This window comes from Prevotellamassilia timonensis (genome assembly GCF_900106785.1).
In the GTDB taxonomy this organism is placed as follows: domain Bacteria; phylum Bacteroidota; class Bacteroidia; order Bacteroidales; family Bacteroidaceae; genus Alloprevotella; species Alloprevotella timonensis.
This window is the reverse complement of the sequence record NZ_LT629834.1, coordinates 123,113-138,549: the sequence shown is the minus strand read 5'-3', so window position 1 is coordinate 138,549 and position 15,437 is coordinate 123,113. Positions and strand designations below refer to the sequence as shown.

The window sequence follows — 15,437 nt, the reverse complement described above, 5'->3', positions numbered from 1 at the left end:
GCGACATTTGTCGCTACAACCTGCCACTATTAGCAATGTCGCACAATATCCCAAAATACGAGATGGCCCATAAACACGCACTTCTTGCGTGTCTATGGGTGCAAATAGTAGTTCTAGCTGGTCCACATTGAAAATTAAGCAGTTACGAACGTCGTAACTGCTTTTTTTGTGTAATTGTGTAAACAAACTGTTTGAGTTAGGTGTGTTTACGCAATGATTCTCTGTGATATTCAGCAACCATACAATCTTGAAATGCCAAATTGGCACTTCATACTGGTGAAATGGGTTTGCATAATTCAAAGCAGTCAAAAATATCAGATCCTTTCCAGTATTTGCAAAACTGGAAAGAATTTGATACAATGATTGCCCATAAGATATATCATTGGGATAGCAAAGAGTCTAACCCTTCTCCTCTAATATAAGCCCTTTTCACTTTGTTTAATGCGATCTCTGTTATAATATTTTTTTTCAGCAAGCTAATGATGTCGCTTTTTGCAGTGGTTGGGCTAATTCCAAATTTTATCTGCAGATCTTTTATCGTTATTAATGCTTTAGGATCATCCGCATATAATTTAATAATTTGTGCTTGACGTTCATTGAAATCACCCATGCGCAAATATATATATGCTGCTTTTTTTTCGTTTTGTTTTCTCTTGATATAATCTTGTAATTGCTTAAAAGATAGTTCCAACACTCTTAGATTGTACGAAACAAAGTAACCAATATCCATGTCATCAGCCTCTGTGTATAAGAACGCTTTTTCATAGGCTTTTTTTGATTTGGCAATAACTCTTGAGATGGAGAGGTATTCTGTCAACCAGTATCCTTGTCTTAACATGTACCAATAAAACATAGCTCTAGCAGTACGTCCATTACCATCAGAAAAAGGATGGACATAGGATATCATGAAATGGATGGTTATTCCACGAATGATAGGGTGAATAAATTGTTTGTTATTTTTTTCATTAAAAAACTCACAGAGATCATCTACAAACTGAGGAATTTCCGTATAGGAAGGCGGAGTATGGACAATTTCATGCGTGATACCATTCTCTACCACAACGTCATTATTATTCCTAAAACGTCCTGCGTCATCAGGATTCTGCATGGTTTTCTCTGTCATTAGACGATGTATCTGCAATAACAACCCTTCGGACAAAGGTTCATCTTTATGGTCAACAATAAATTGAATTGTTTGATAGTTATTATGAATCATTTGTTGGGATTTGTCTCTCGGAGTCATTTTCTTCTTAAGCATTTCTTTGGCGACCTTTCTTGTTGTTGCGGCTCCTTCCATTTGACTGGAATATATGGCTTCTTCCATTAACGAGCTAACAAGATATTGTTCCTTATTTTTGGAATCAATAGTTGAGTCTGCTCCCCAACTTCCTCCCCAAAACATGTCAAATTCATGACACATTCTCTGCATCACATTTGTCAAACTCAAATTCACGCCGTATTTCTCCCATACTTTCACCATACTTTTTAGTCTGGAGGCTTTGACAAAGGTCCACAGTCGCGTAGGTGTATATCCGGCAGGGCACTTTTTGTATTTTACAGTATCCCAATAATCGAAGGAATTATTGATTTTTTCCACAATCTCTTCGATTTGTATATTTGGAGGAGATATTATAGCTTCAAATAAATCTTCCTTATTTATTTCTGGAGTTCTTTCAATTACCATACTATTGATTTTTTGCGCAAAGCTATCAAATACTTTCCAGTTTTACAAACATTGGAAAGGATTTGATGGTTTTCCGTTGGTAATTTTGACATTTGGTTTCTTAATATATTGCCAAGTAAATGGAGTTCCTTTGAGGTCGTTTAATTGTCATTCTTGTATTAAAAACAAGAGTTGTACATGACGCTTTGTGCGGAAAAAGTGGCAATGTTACATAAAAAACCGTGCAAAGATATTTGCCGTACGTTTTACTTGACTATCACCAATATTGAATATTACACAAAGTACTTTGTTTAATATCCCTGCTTTTACTACTATTTATTCAAAGATCTCCCATCGATATTGTATTTTTGCAGAAATTATTAGTCTTATGGAAGATAAAGATTTCAATCGCATAAAGGTCGTTCTCGTTGAGCACAAGAGAACTGCCCGATGGCTATCAGAAGCATTAGGCAAAGATCCTGCAACTGTAAGCAAGTGGTGTACCAACACTACACAACCATCACTTGAAACCCTATTCAAGATTTCAGAAAGCAGGAAAAATATGGACTGAAAGAAATGAAGTTACTTCCGTATGGCACCTCACGGAAATATAATTAAATTCCGTGAGGTTACAAGCACTTTTCCGTAAGATATAAGCTAAGTCTACATATGTATGTAATATGTATTTGTGCTGACAATCAGTCTATTACAGTCGCTGGTGAGCTTGCGGAAAATTATTTATTTCAGAAAAAATCCGTGAGGTTTCCGTACATAAACCCTCAAAACAGACTCTTATTATGGAAGACATTCAAGAGAAATACAACCATCTTCTCCAGCAGAATGAGGCTCTTCGGCAAGAGAATGAGGTGTTGAAATCGCTTCTGTATGCGCACGGCATTGAATATAAGCCCAAGCATGTGGAGGAGAAGGTTGTTGCATATTCACCCATCACTCTCCCATCTGTCAAATTTTCCATAGAGGAGCGTGTCGCCATTTTTCATTCCTTGTTCAAGGGCAGAGAAGATGTGTTTGCGCGAAGATGATTCAGCAAAACAACTGGCAAGAGCGGTTACCAACCTGTCTGTATCAATGAATGGAGGCGAGGCGTATGCGACAAAAAGAAATACAAATGTGCAGATTGTCCTAACAGACATTTTGCGCCACTCACTTATCAAGACCTCTATCGTCATTTGGAGGGCAAGGACGAGAACTGTTGTGATGTTGTCGGACTGTATGCCATAATGCCCGACAACAACTGCGCCTTTCTTTGCGCCGATTTCGATGACAAGAGCTGTAAGTATGGCTATAAAGACGATGTCCTTGCATTTGTTGGAGTATGCAAAGAATGGAATATTCCTTATGCCATTGAACGATCGCGTTCAGGTAACGGTGCCCATGTATGGATTTTCTTTGAGGAGCCAATACCAGCTTTCAAGGCAAGACGATTAGGGAATGCCATCCTTACAGAGGCTATGCGACATAATGGTCGTATGTCCTTCAATTCATACGACAGATTTTTCCCAAACCAAGACAGAATGCCTGAAGGAGGTTTTGGCAACTTGGTCGCCTTGCCATTGCAGGGACAGGCTCGTAAAAGACGAAATAATAGTGTTTTCGTAGATGACGATTTCCTGGCGTACAAAGACCAATGGGCTTTCCTTTATAACATTAACAAGGTGAAGGATACAGACGTTGACATGCTGCTAAACCTACATGTCTGTGAAGAACTTGGAGCACTCACAACTTCAAGTGAAAGCAAGCCTTGGGTTACTCCTATACCACAAGATATTTCCAAGGGCGATTTTTATTCCGAAATAGAAATAACCAAAGCCGATAAGATTTATATTCCGCTAAAGGCTGTTTCTGCAAAAGTTCTGAATCACCTTAAAAGAATAGCATCATTCAAGAACCCTGAGTTTTATAGCAAGCAGGCACTGCGACTTTCCACATATTCTACACCTCGCATTATCTCGTGTTTTGATATCACAGACGACTATCTTGCCATGCCTCGCGGTTGCGAAGATGCAATTCTTTCTTTCCTCAATGAGAATGGAGTAAAGTATAATATTGTTGACGAGACCAACCACGGTACGCCGATATCTGTTTCTTTTCAAGGTAAAGAACGAGAAGAACAACTGGCTGCTATCAACGCATTGCTAATGCACAGTAATGGCGTGCTTCACGCTACTACAGCATTTGGAAAAACAGTTACAGCGGCCGCAATCATTGCACGAAAAAAGGTGAGTACACTTATTCTTGTTCATTCGAAGGCATTGCTTGCCCAATGGCATGAACGCTTGACGGAGTTCTTGAGTATTGACTATGTAGAACCACCAGTGCCGAAGAAGCGTGGTCGCCATAAGAAATTCTCCCCAATAGGCTGTCTCGACTCTACTGACAACTCGCTTCATGGCATTGTTGATATCGCACTCATCCAGTCATGTCTTGATGGCGATAGCGTAAAGCCTGTTGTTGAAAACTATGGAATGGTAATAGTTGATGAATGTCACCATGTGTCGTCTATAACATTTGAGAATGTACTGAAGGGCGTAAAGGCACATACCATTTATGGCCTGACGGCAACCCCTATCCGAAAAGATGGACATCAGCCTATCATTTTCATGCAATGTGGTCCCATTCGTTTCTCTGCCGATGCAAAAAGTCAGATAACGAAACAATCATTTGAGAGGTATCTCATTCCTCGATTCACATCATACCGTTCCATTACTGATGATAAGCAGTCTATAACAACATTGTATCAGTTGCTTTCAGAAGACGAAATACGCAATGCGCTCATTGTAGAAGATGTGTGTAAGGCTGTTGAAGCTGGAAGAACGCCAATCATTCTGACCAGCAGAACTGCTCATGTCACTATATTAGCCGAAAAGTTGAGGGGTAAAGTGAAGAATGTTGTGACATTGACAGGGACAGGAAGTACGAAAGAAAAACGGGGGACGCTGCAACACCTGCATGAGATTTCCAGCGAAGAACCTTTGGCGATAGTCGCCACAGGAAAATATGTAGGCGAAGGGTTTGACTATCCTCGCCTTGACACCCTTTTCCTTGCTCTGCCCATTTCATGGAAAGGTCTTGTCGTCCAATATGCGGGCCGATTGCACCGCGAAAACGAGGGAAAGAAAGATGTGCGCATCTATGATTACATTGACATTCATGAACCTGTCTGCGACAATATGTACAGGAAACGACTGAAGGGTTACGCTTCCATTGGATATAAAATCATTTCCCGACATTCGCCCACATTGTTTGACAATGTAAAAGAAATAGGCATTCCTGTTTGTAAGGAGCAGATATTCAACGGTAGAACATATTACCTTCCTTACTCTTCAAGTATTGGAGATGCCAAGCGCTCTATCGTTGTTTCTTCTCCCAAGTTATATAGGGTAGAGCGTAATGTTTTGGTCAATCAGTTGAGCGAGTTGGCTCATATTGGAATCGAAGTTCTTATTATCACGACAGCAAGTAACCCTGAAACAGAATACCTTTTGCAAAGAGGATTATCTGTAAGAATATTGCCAGAAGTAAAACTGTGCACAACCATCATAGACAAAGCTATCGTATGGTATGGTGCTATAAATGCTCTTGGCTATGCAACAGAAGATGACAATGTGATAAAAGTGGTAGACAACAAACTTGCCAATGAATTGTTAGAAGTTCTGCTCACTTCCTAAATCCTGCGTAAATATACTGTTTGAATAATTGGGAATGTTTGCGCCATGATGCGCTGTGAAACGCCGCAACCATATAATCAAAACAACAAGTCCCATCAACATATAGTATATATGCGGTTGGGACTTTAATCGTTAAAGGGCAAAAGATAATTCTGCCGTTGTTATATTAGTGTTCGTATGTTCTCTATCAAAGAGTAGGTGTGAGTTAGGTGTTCCAATGAAGATAATACACATGTTTTCTTCCCTTCCACGGCATCTACAAACCCCTTTATCGTGTCGTAATAGCCTTGAGACACAATTTGGTTATTCACTTGCAAAGGTACAAAGTTATTTCTTTCAAACAGACTGACGGTTGTCTTTCCACACGGAAACACTTTTTCCATCGGTATTCCCATTAGTATTCTTGATTTGTGCCGAAAAGTTAAGTTGTCGAATTGATCCATCTCATAAACCCCTCTGTCTGTGTTTATGGTCCAGTGTTCTTTTGCATCACTCCAAGAATAACCCGTCGACAGTTCAAGAATGCCTGTGGCACAATGGTGTTCAAGAATGAGCATCAGGGTATGATTTTCAACATTTACCGCAGATTTTACTTGGCCTTCGCCAAATAGATATGTCATGCAATCTAATGGGTGGATAAAGAGGTCGAGCAAAGCATCACCTTCAGGATAGGCACCTGTCAGATATTTAAGATTATAGCATACAGCACCTTTGCTCTTTTTCAACTCCTTCTGCAAAATGCGCATGATTGGCGAGTTCCGCTTTTGTAGTCCTACTTCCACTATGGTGTCATGCTCCTTTTGCAAATCCATCAGCCGTGCCAACTCTTCCAAGCTTTGACAAGGGGGCTTTTCGATGAATAGTGCCTTGCCGCTCTTCAGCACTTCTGTGGCTATTGCAAAATGCGCTTGTGGAGCAGCTGAGACAAAAACGCCTTTAACATCTTTGTCAGCCAGTATTTCCTGCAAGGAAGTGGTGGCATGCACACCAGGGTAAGCGTTTTCTATCAAAGGCAATTTATTAGCGGACTTGCAGCAAATGTATTTCAAGGGCACATGCAGGAAGGCAAGCACAGGATACAGATTATTCATGCTATGATTGCCTATTCCGACAAATGCGTATTTGCCGAGATAATTGTGCCTTAAAAGGCTGGTGCTTCGAGAGTGCTTGTAGCGTTCGATTAATTGCTTTGTGTATCTCATCTTCTGATAATCCGTTTCATGTATTGTTTGTAGGTCACGTCCTGATTGCTTGTCCATTGATATTTGCCGTAGAACCATTCTATCATTCTCTTGGTAAAGACTTTCTCGAAGTTGCGCAACAAGATGATGTCATACTTGCGATGGAAGTTAATCCAGCAGGCATTGCAGCTCTTGGAATGTTGGCATTGTACATGGACGGCTTGGCGAGAGTTAAATATCTCGTCCAAAGAGTTCTCATGTATATTGCCGAGTTTTACGCCCAGGTTTTGGCACAACGGCACATCACCATTAGAATGAATGACCAGTTCGCTGAATATGCTTTGGCATCGCAGTTTCAGATGTCCGTTTCTCCACTCTTCATACAAAGCTACAAAGTCGAAATTCTCTTCTGTCTCATGAATATTGGCAGGAATGCTTTGTATGAAGTTGCTCATGTCAGCTTGGAGCAAAGCGGCTGTAGTGTTGAAGAAATCCATCGTTCCATAAATGCCGATGCGGATATCTACCTCGTATTTCCTTGCCACACGTATCACATAGTCCATATCCTTGAAGGTGTTCCATGGAGAAAGGCAGAACATCAAAGAAACGGGAACCTCATCTTTCAAGGTCTCAACCACTTCTACCACCTTGTCATGACCATTGCAACCTCTCATTGCCTTGTATGTGTCTTTGTCACCGTCCAACGACACATACAGATGGCGGGGACGGTATCTACGCACAGCATCAATAACCTTCTTGGGGTTGAGGCAATTGGACAATAGCGTATAGTTAGGGTGGTGGTGCATAAACCACTCCATGATGTCAGTGGCTTCAGGGTGGAGAATAAACTCTCCGCCTTCCAATCCCACAACAGTGTTTTTGGTGATACATCGGCTTGCCATAATCTGCTGAATGTCGTGTAACGACAAATGCTCTTCAGGCTTTTGCCAAATAGAGCAATGCTTGCAGCGCGATTGGCATTTTGTTGTGGAATAAATCATCAGTGTGCTCAGCTTCTTATGCCGAGGGCGAAGAATATTGTTGAGGTATAGCACCCCATTGCGCAGGTAGTCTGTTGTATTGTACATTTTGTCTTTTGAAACGTTTATGCTTCTGTCAATAAGAGGCAACAAAAGTTCTAAAGACTGCATGACAAGCGTATTACCATGTAAACCTGATGCCGAAAGGTATAGTGAAAGAGAACGGATTTTCAGTCCAAGTTGTATGGATAGAGCTGCCGTTTGGCACATACCAGTTAAACGAAGGTTCTATGTAGACACCCCACTTAGGAGCAAATTTATATTGCACTCCAATGCTTGTGCCAATGCTCCATTGCAGCGAAGGCGTGACGTGCCAATCGTTCGTATATGGTGTAACGTTTCCTACAACATATCTTTCGCTTGTTTTACCATATATAGGTATATGTAGGGCACCGCCCAACGAAGAGTAAACAGACCAATTATTGACATCAATCCATTTATACGACACCTGCAAAGGTATTCCCAAGTAATGCACCTGTTGGTCCCGATAGAGGTAATACGCACCTTCGCCTAACGTGAAGTCGGACTTCAGCAAAGAATACTGCAAGCCTGTCTCCAGGTTCCAATTTTTCCCGAATGATTTTGTTACAGAAAGTCCAAAGGTAATTGGCTTGCTGTGGTGTTCATGCTCCTCTATTTTACCCTTGTTGTTCTTGGCTATTTCCATGAGAGCCTTTTCCTCCTCCGACATACCGTCATGCCCAGTCCGCTGCAGATATTGATAATATTCCTCCCAAGTTGTGAATGTTTTAGGAGCAGAGGGGTGAGGCCCATCAGTAATATCTTCATCAGTGCTGCCCACAAACATTCTATAAGCATTCTGAGCCAAATCCGAGCCAAGAGAACCTGTTGCAAGCAACTGCCATTGGTGCTTTTTGCCCGTTTGCCTGTTTGCAGCAAGGTGATGTCCTGTTTCTATGCAAGGCAGTTTGAATGTATCAGGTAAAATGCTATCATTATTTTCCACCGCCACTAACTTATGCGATACGGAATCCATAGAAGTATATGTACTATCCTTAGATAGAATTTCTACAGGTGGCATAATCGTTGATACACCGCATCTATTGCGGCGTACTTCTGCAACAGAATTCGCAGAAACCACATTCACTGCATCGTGAGGCTCTTTCTTTCCTGCTTGCCTGATTGGATATCTCTTTTCGCTGGCTATATTGGCCTTTTGTACATTGTCCTTACCTTTGTTTATGAGCCAATATATGCCAAGAGGAGTGCATACCAACACCAATATAACAAGCCCCATGCCCCTTCTGTTGATAATCTTGCGCAACATGGCCTTGGCCCTTGATAGTTGAGACGAAGAACTATGTGGCTCAATGCCCAATCTTTCGGCTATTTCTTGATGCGAGTAGCCTTCAATAACCGACATTCTAAACACTCGTCCATATCCTTTAGGCAACTGGTCTATCAACTCAAGCAAATCCTTCTCAGCCAATAGCGAATCGGAAGATACGGCACGACCATTATCCATTTCCTCTTCCATAGTACTCGAAAAAGGAACCAGTGGCATCTTTCGTTTCTGTGCCAGATGTTTCAAAGCCACATTTTTCGTAATTGTAGCCACCCACTCTCCAAACTTTGAAGTATCCCGGAGTTGGAAGATAGAATAATAAGCACGGATAAACGCCACCTGGACGAGGTCATTCACAAGCTCCTCGTCTTCATTGGTTGTTATATTGACACATACATTTCTCATCATCGGAGAGTATGTCTCATATAATGTTTTCAGGGCTGCATTGTCACCTTCTTTAATTCGGTTTATCAGTTCTTCTATATCCATGTTTAGGGCAATGAGTATGCAATTTCTATATTAAGATACCTCGTTACAGAAAAAGACTGCATGGCAATGGTGAAATTCTGCTGCCCCTGCCATGGGACACCAAGGCACGCGGTAAAAACGAAACCGCGCCCGCACCTCAACCCACAAAGGAGGAGGCACGGGCGCGGTTTGCTGCGCTGGCGACGGGGGTAGTTAATTATCGCTGCTCCCCATCCACCATGGCATAGTCCAGTCGCCATCAAGCGCTTGGCGCGCCGACCACGAAATAGACCATGATATGACAGATACAAGAAATAGTACCGCAAATAAGAACAACAGGAAGTCGCAGATATACACATTGCAAAGAATTGTAATGACAACACAATCGGCTATCAAGGATAACACGCACACCGCTCCTGCCCGCTCCATGCGTCGCTCAAGAGCTATGCGCTTAGGGTCAGTTTCGGGGCTCTCGGTTATTTTGATTTCGAGCCGCGCGTCTATTCGTTTTGGAAATTTGCTCATAATCGCAGGATATTAAAACACATGCCGCAAATATAGGCAAATATAATTGTATATAGTAAAAAGATGGGAAAAAACGATATGACATTCAGCCTGCACCTCACGCTCGACGGCAAGGAGCACCTTGTGACGGCGGCTGCTGCGGCCAAGGAAGTACAGCGCGCTGTAGACCAGTCGCGCACGGCGTACAGTTCGTACACAAATATTTGCTATCTTCCCGTCATCCCTCATGTAAAAGAGTGCGTGTGTTTTTACTGCCATCTTACACTTTTCATGCGTAACAAGTTGATACACAGATGTTTCAAGAGTGTAAGATGATTCCAAAGTATCTTACACACCCTTGCACACATCTTACACACCTTACCCCGCAGCCTCGCAGTCAACATGGACGTATGCAGTAGATAATACGGCACAGGGACGCAGAAAAATCAGTCGGAGCAACAGACTTTTCTGTTCCCCTATGCCGTGATGTCTTCCTCCCGTGTTTGTGCCGTGTGGCAGCATGAGGGTTGTGTAGGTTGCGTGTAGGTGAAATTGATAGCATCTTACACTAAATAAAGTGTTGATAGTCAATGAGTTGCAGCGTGTTAGTGTAAGATGTAAGATACTCGGCAAGTAAAGCTTTTGTAGTATGGTAAAGGTCCCGCTACCACTAAACGCAAGCACTAAACGCAAGCGCTAAACGCTACCACTAATGGGGGCGACGCGTCCCGCGTTCATCGGGCATTAAGGCAAAGGCTAATACACTAAAATAAAGGCTCTCAGACAGCACTAATTACATGCCTATCTGTGAGCCTAAACCTTGATGCCCGACGCGAGACGCGTCGCCCCCATTAGAGGTAGCGTTTAGAACTTGCGTTTAGTGTTAGCGTTTAGTGCTTGCGTTTGGTGCTCGAGTTTGTGCTTGAGTTTAGTGGTAGCGTTTAGTGCTATGGATTACATTGGGCTTTCAGCCCGCACTTGCTAAATCCGAAAGTTGAGTTATTATGTTAAAGTCATAATGGTAAGAAGCTTAAAAAGCTTGGTAAACTTACATGTTAACCCGTTAACTTGTCAACTTGTTTGCTAATTCCACCAACGCATAAAAAGTGTCTGTTTTTACCTTAATGTGTTCCATAAACACTGCATCGGCCAATAATTTTGGCGTAAAACTTTGCATGGCAAAGAGGTTTTTTGCACCTTTGCAGTTGCGCCGTGTAGTATGAAGTGCACGGACAGCATTTTCCTAAACAACAAACATTATATCTTTATAATAACAACCTTTTTACTCAGTAATATTCGTATGGAACCTGCAAAAGGAAAATTAGGCGTGATGTGCGTCGGTCTTGGTGCGGTAACAACCACCTTTATGACCGGTGTGCTCATGGCCCGCAAAGGCCTGGCCAAGCCCATTGGCTCAATGACACAGTATGACAAAATCCGCGTAGGCCGTGGCAAGGACAAGCAATACTTGCACTATGGCGAGATAGTGCCGTTGACCCAGCTCGACGACATTGTGTTTGGTGCATGGGACGTATATCCGGCCAATGCCTATGAGAGCGCCCTCAATGCCGAGGTGCTGCGCGACCGCGACATTGAGCCGGTGCGCGACGAGCTCAAGGCCATTGTGCCCATGAAGGCCGCCTTTGACCACAACTATGCCAAGCGCCTTGATGGCGACAATGTGAAGGATTGTGCCACACGTTGGGACATGGTTGAGGCCCTGCGCCAGGATATCCGCCAGTTCAAGGCCGAAAAGGGCGTTGACCGTGTGGTAGTGATTTGGGCCGCATCAACCGAAATATATGTGCCCATCGACGAACAGGTGCACGGCACACTTTCGGCCCTCGAGGCAGCCATGAAGGCTGACGACCGCGAGCACATTGCCCCCTCAATGTGCTATGCTTATGCAGCCTTGAAGGAGGGTGCCCCCTTCATAATGGGTGCCCCCAACACCACGGTGGACATTCCTGCCATGTGGGAGCTGGCCGAACAAACCAAGATGCCTATTGCCGGCAAGGACTTCAAAACGGGCCAGACACTTGTCAAGTCGGGCTTTGCCCCCATCATCGGCACCCGTTGCCTGGGCTTGAGTGGTTGGTTCTCAACCAACATTCTTGGCAACCGCGACGGCCTTGTGCTCGACGAGCCTGCCAACTTCCACACCAAGGAGGTGTCGAAGCTTTCGACGCTCGAGAGCATACTCGAGGCCGACAAGCAGCCCGACCTTTACAGCAACTATTACCACAAGGTGCGCATCAACTATTATCCGCCCCGCAACGATAACAAAGAGGGTTGGGACAACATCGACATCTTTGGCTGGATGGGCTACCCCATGCAAATCAAGATTAACTTCCTTTGCCGCGACTCTATTCTGGCCGCTCCGCTGTTGCTCGACCTTGTGCTGCTCTCCGACCTCGCTGCCCGCAAGGGCCGCTATGGCACGCAGCGCTTCCTGAGCTTCTTCCTCAAGAGCCCGATGCACGACTACACGCAGGGCGAGGTGCCTATCAACCACCTCTTCCAGCAGTATGTGATGCTGAAGAATGCCATTCGCGAAATGGGTGGCTACGAGGCAGACGAGGAAATTGATTGATGCCGGCATCAGCACCATGCAATGTGCTGCGTGTGCCGAACGCATTGGCATGACATAAAAGTATGGGGTTCCTCCCTTCCGCAGGGTAGGGGAGGGGCCCTTTATATTTCCAACACAACTTATGAAACGACTATTCTTACTCTTGACTTTGCTGCTCGGCTGCATTGGTGCCGTATTGGCCCAACGCAACATTTCGGGCGTGGTGATTGACAGTAAAACTGGTGAGAAGCTGCCATTCGTCAATGTGATATACGTTGATGGCGGTGGCACGCAAACCGACTTCGACGGGCGTTTCACGCTTCCGTTCAAAGCCGGTCGTTTGCGTTTTTCGGTGCTCGGCTACGAAACCAAAACCGTTTCGGTGAAGGAGGTGGCCGACTCGCTGGTGTTCCGTCTTAAGTCGCTGGACCGCTCGCTCGGCACGGCAGAGGTGACGGGCAAGAAAACCAAATACTCGCGCAAGAACAACCCTGCCGTTGAACTCATGCGCAAGGTGATAGCGGCTAAGAAGAGCAGCGACCTGCATCAGCACGACTATTACAGCATAGACAAATACAGCAAAATAACCTTTGCCCTGAACGATGTGACCGACAAGGTGTTTGAAGAAGGCAAATTCAAGAAACTGCCTTTCCTTAAAGACCACGTGGAGGTGTGTAACGAGACGGGCAAACTCATTCTGCCCCTGTCGGTGGACGAAACCGTCACGCGCCTTATCTACCGCAAGGAGCCCAAGAGCGAGAAGAACATCATTCTTGGTCAGCGCTCAAACGGCATCAACGACCTGCTCAACACGGGTGACATTGTCAACACCATGCTGAAGGACTGCTTTACCGATGTAGACATCTACAATGACGAGGTGCGCTTGCTGCAATACCCCTTTACCAGTCCGATATCATCGCGAACGGCCATATCGTTTTACCGCTACTTTATAGTAGACACACTGATGGTGGACGGCAAACAGCGCTGCATACAGGTGGACTTTACGCCTAACAATCCGCAGGACTTCGGGTTTTCGGGCAGCCTCTACATCATGGCCGATGGCACTTACCGCGTCTACAAGGCCGACATGGGCATACCCGTGCGCAGCGATGTGAACTTTGTGCAGAGCATGCGCATCATTCAAACCTTCGACCAGTTGCCCACCGGCGAGCAGGTGCTTGTAAAGGACAACATGCTTGTGCAGCTGCACATTACCAAGTCGGCCGGCAAATTCCAGGTAAAGCGCGACACCGAGTATAGCAACTTTGCCTTCGAACCCATTCCCGACAAGACCTTCAAGTTCAAGGGCGAGACGCTCACCTCGGCCAATGCACAGATGCAGGACGAGCATTTTTGGCAGGAGCACCGTGCCGACTCGCTCACCAAGAGCGAGAGCACAATGAAACAACTCATCAAGAAGCTCGAAAGCGTGAAGGGCTTCAAACCCGTGCTGTGGGTGGCCAAGGCATTTATTGAGAACTTTGTAGAAACATCGGTGAACCCCGACAAACCATCGAAGGTAGACATCGGTCCGGTCAACACCATGATAACGCACAACTTTGTTGACGGGCTGCGCCTGCGTGCTTCGGCCCAAACCACGGCCAACTTTAACAAGCACCTGTTTCTCAAGGGCTACATAGCCTACGGCTTTAAGGACGAAAAGTGGAAAGGCATGGGCGAGGTAACCTATTCGTTCAACAAAAAGGCCTATTTGCCACGCGAGTTTCCGGTGAACAACCTCACCTTCAACTACTCGCGCGACGTGATGTCGCCTTCCGACAAATTTATGCCCACCGACAAGGATAACGTGTTCACCTCGTTCAAGTGGACCACGGTGGACCACATGATGTACTACGAAACCTACAAACTGCTGTGGGACCGCGAGTGGGAGAATGGTTTGCGTTTCGACGTGCAGTTGCGCACATCGAAGGACACGCCTACGGGCCACCTGTTCTACCAAAGCGTGCATGCCGACGGCATCAGCCGTGAGGCGGGTTTCAATCTACCCTATCTGCGCACCTACGACTTGAGCATGGGGCTACGCTACCAGCCTGGCGTAAAATGGATTAACACCAAGCAGCGCCGCATAGCATCGAATAACGATGCGCCCATCTTTTCGCTCAGCCACACCGCCGGCCTCTACAACTTTGGCCGTGCCGACTATGCCTACAACCTGACCGAGGCCGGGGTGTACAAGCGTTTGTGGCTGGCCTCGTGGGGCAAAATGGACTTTACGCTCAAGGGTGGCGTGCAGTGGAACAAAGTGCCGTTCCCGTTGCTCATCATGCCAGCTGCCAACCTGTCGTACATTATGGAGGATAACACCTTCAACCTCATCGACAACATGGAGTTCTTGAACGACCGCTACGTGTCGCTCATGTATTCGTGGGACTTGAACGGCAAGATATTCAACCGCATACCTCTGCTCAAAAAGTTGAAATGGCGCGAATATATTGGTTGCAATGTGCTGTGGGGCACACTCAGCAGCAAGAACAATCCGTTCCTCGACAAGAACGCCAACGACCAGCGCCTGCTCTACTTCCCCGGCAACTGGGGCGATGACGGGTTCAACTACCAGTCGCGCGTGATGGACCGCAAGGTGCCGTATGTTGAGGTGGTGGCCGGTATTCACAACATATTCAAGATATTCCACATTGAGTATGTGCACCGCCTTAACTATATACGTCCGGGCACACAAAAGTGGGGCATTCGCGGCATGTTCCGTCTGACATTCTGATGTACATATATAGATATACTACAAGCGCAAGCACCAAGGGCTGAGCCCTGTTGATGCTTGCGCTTGTAGTGTGTATGGCCGCTGCGGGTAGAGCGTTCAAAATAGAGGGGAATATATATGTTATTGTTGTTTGGTAAAACGTAAACATTCGAACGGCCTCAAGCACCAAACGCTACCACTAATGGGGGCGACGCGTCTCGCGTCGGGGATAGTGCAACTGTTATTTAGTAGAGCTTGTATTCTTTTCCTTCATTAACCCGACGCGAGACGCGTCGCC

The 15,437-nt window shown here is 45.2% G+C and carries 9 protein-coding genes and 1 pseudogene; 5 read left to right on the top strand and 5 right to left on the bottom strand.

Annotated features, from left to right (window positions below; translation table 11 throughout):
- Nucleotides 1-379 precede the first annotated feature (379 nt).
- Complete coding sequence (locus BQ5453_RS00825; RefSeq protein ID WP_071121729.1) at nucleotides 380-1,684, bottom strand: Fic family protein; 1,305 nt, start codon at nucleotides 1,682-1,684, stop codon at nucleotides 380-382.
- A gap of 367 nt (nucleotides 1,685-2,051) precedes the next feature.
- On the opposite strand from BQ5453_RS00825, the gene BQ5453_RS00820 reads away from it, so the two are divergent.
- On the top strand, nucleotides 2,052-2,234 hold the full coding sequence (locus BQ5453_RS00820; protein ID WP_071121728.1) for a helix-turn-helix transcriptional regulator: 183 nt from the start codon (nucleotides 2,052-2,054) through the stop codon (nucleotides 2,232-2,234).
- A 226-nt stretch (nucleotides 2,235-2,460) separates the two neighbouring features.
- Nucleotides 2,461-5,352, top strand: a pseudogene (locus BQ5453_RS00815) (TOTE conflict system archaeo-eukaryotic primase domain-containing protein).
- A gap of 161 nt (nucleotides 5,353-5,513) precedes the next feature.
- Here the strand turns inward: BQ5453_RS00815 and BQ5453_RS00810 are convergent.
- The 4 genes from BQ5453_RS00810 to BQ5453_RS00795 form a co-directional block, all read right to left on the bottom strand.
- A complete protein-coding gene (locus BQ5453_RS00810; RefSeq protein WP_071121727.1) occupies nucleotides 5,514-6,554 on the bottom strand; it encodes a Gfo/Idh/MocA family protein in 1,041 nt (346 codons plus the stop codon).
- The gene (locus BQ5453_RS00805) at nucleotides 6,551-7,621 is read right to left on the bottom strand and encodes a radical SAM/SPASM domain-containing protein (protein ID WP_071121745.1); all 1,071 of its coding nucleotides are present in this window, start codon (nucleotides 7,619-7,621) and stop codon (nucleotides 6,551-6,553) included. The genes BQ5453_RS00810 and BQ5453_RS00805 overlap by 4 nt, the downstream gene beginning before the upstream one ends.
- 73 nt (nucleotides 7,622-7,694) lie before the next feature.
- A complete protein-coding gene (locus BQ5453_RS00800; protein ID WP_071121726.1) occupies nucleotides 7,695-9,368 on the bottom strand; it encodes a sigma-70 family RNA polymerase sigma factor in 1,674 nt (557 codons plus the stop codon).
- Between the two features lie 192 nt (nucleotides 9,369-9,560).
- Nucleotides 9,561-9,872, bottom strand: coding sequence for a hypothetical protein (locus BQ5453_RS00795; protein WP_071121725.1), 312 nt, complete (start codon nucleotides 9,870-9,872; stop codon nucleotides 9,561-9,563).
- A 78-nt stretch (nucleotides 9,873-9,950) separates the two neighbouring features.
- Between BQ5453_RS00795 and BQ5453_RS00790 the strand changes: the two genes are divergently transcribed.
- The 3 genes from BQ5453_RS00790 (at nucleotide 9,951) to BQ5453_RS00780 (ending at nucleotide 15,160) form a co-directional block, all read left to right on the top strand.
- Entirely contained in the window at nucleotides 9,951-10,187 is a 237-nt protein-coding gene (locus BQ5453_RS00790) for a hypothetical protein (protein WP_143033241.1), read from the top strand.
- A 964-nt stretch (nucleotides 10,188-11,151) separates the two neighbouring features.
- Nucleotides 11,152-12,444, top strand: coding sequence for an inositol-3-phosphate synthase (locus BQ5453_RS00785; RefSeq protein WP_022101648.1), 1,293 nt, complete (start codon nucleotides 11,152-11,154; stop codon nucleotides 12,442-12,444).
- Nucleotides 12,445-12,565: 121 nt separating this feature from the next.
- Complete coding sequence (locus BQ5453_RS00780; protein ID WP_071121723.1) at nucleotides 12,566-15,160, top strand: DUF5686 and carboxypeptidase-like regulatory domain-containing protein; 2,595 nt, start codon at nucleotides 12,566-12,568, stop codon at nucleotides 15,158-15,160.
- Nucleotides 15,161-15,437: the final 277 nt, after the last annotated feature.

Coding starts and splice junctions, on each gene's coding strand:
- BQ5453_RS00785 (WP_022101648.1), top strand. CDS start 11,152: ATGGAACCTGCAAAAGGAAAATTAGGCGTGATGTGCGTCGGTCTTGGT.
- BQ5453_RS00825 (WP_071121729.1), bottom strand. CDS start 1,684: ATGGTAATTGAAAGAACTCCAGAAATAAATAAGGAAGATTTATTTGAA.
- BQ5453_RS00805 (WP_071121745.1), bottom strand. CDS start 7,621: ATGTACAATACAACAGACTACCTGCGCAATGGGGTGCTATACCTCAAC.
- BQ5453_RS00790 (WP_143033241.1), top strand. CDS start 9,951: ATGACATTCAGCCTGCACCTCACGCTCGACGGCAAGGAGCACCTTGTG.
- BQ5453_RS00780 (WP_071121723.1), top strand. CDS start 12,566: ATGAAACGACTATTCTTACTCTTGACTTTGCTGCTCGGCTGCATTGGT.
- BQ5453_RS00800 (WP_071121726.1), bottom strand. CDS start 9,368: ATGGATATAGAAGAACTGATAAACCGAATTAAAGAAGGTGACAATGCA.
- BQ5453_RS00795 (WP_071121725.1), bottom strand. CDS start 9,872: ATGAGCAAATTTCCAAAACGAATAGACGCGCGGCTCGAAATCAAAATA.
- BQ5453_RS00810 (WP_071121727.1), bottom strand. CDS start 6,554: ATGAGATACACAAAGCAATTAATCGAACGCTACAAGCACTCTCGAAGC.
- BQ5453_RS00820 (WP_071121728.1), top strand. CDS start 2,052: ATGGAAGATAAAGATTTCAATCGCATAAAGGTCGTTCTCGTTGAGCAC.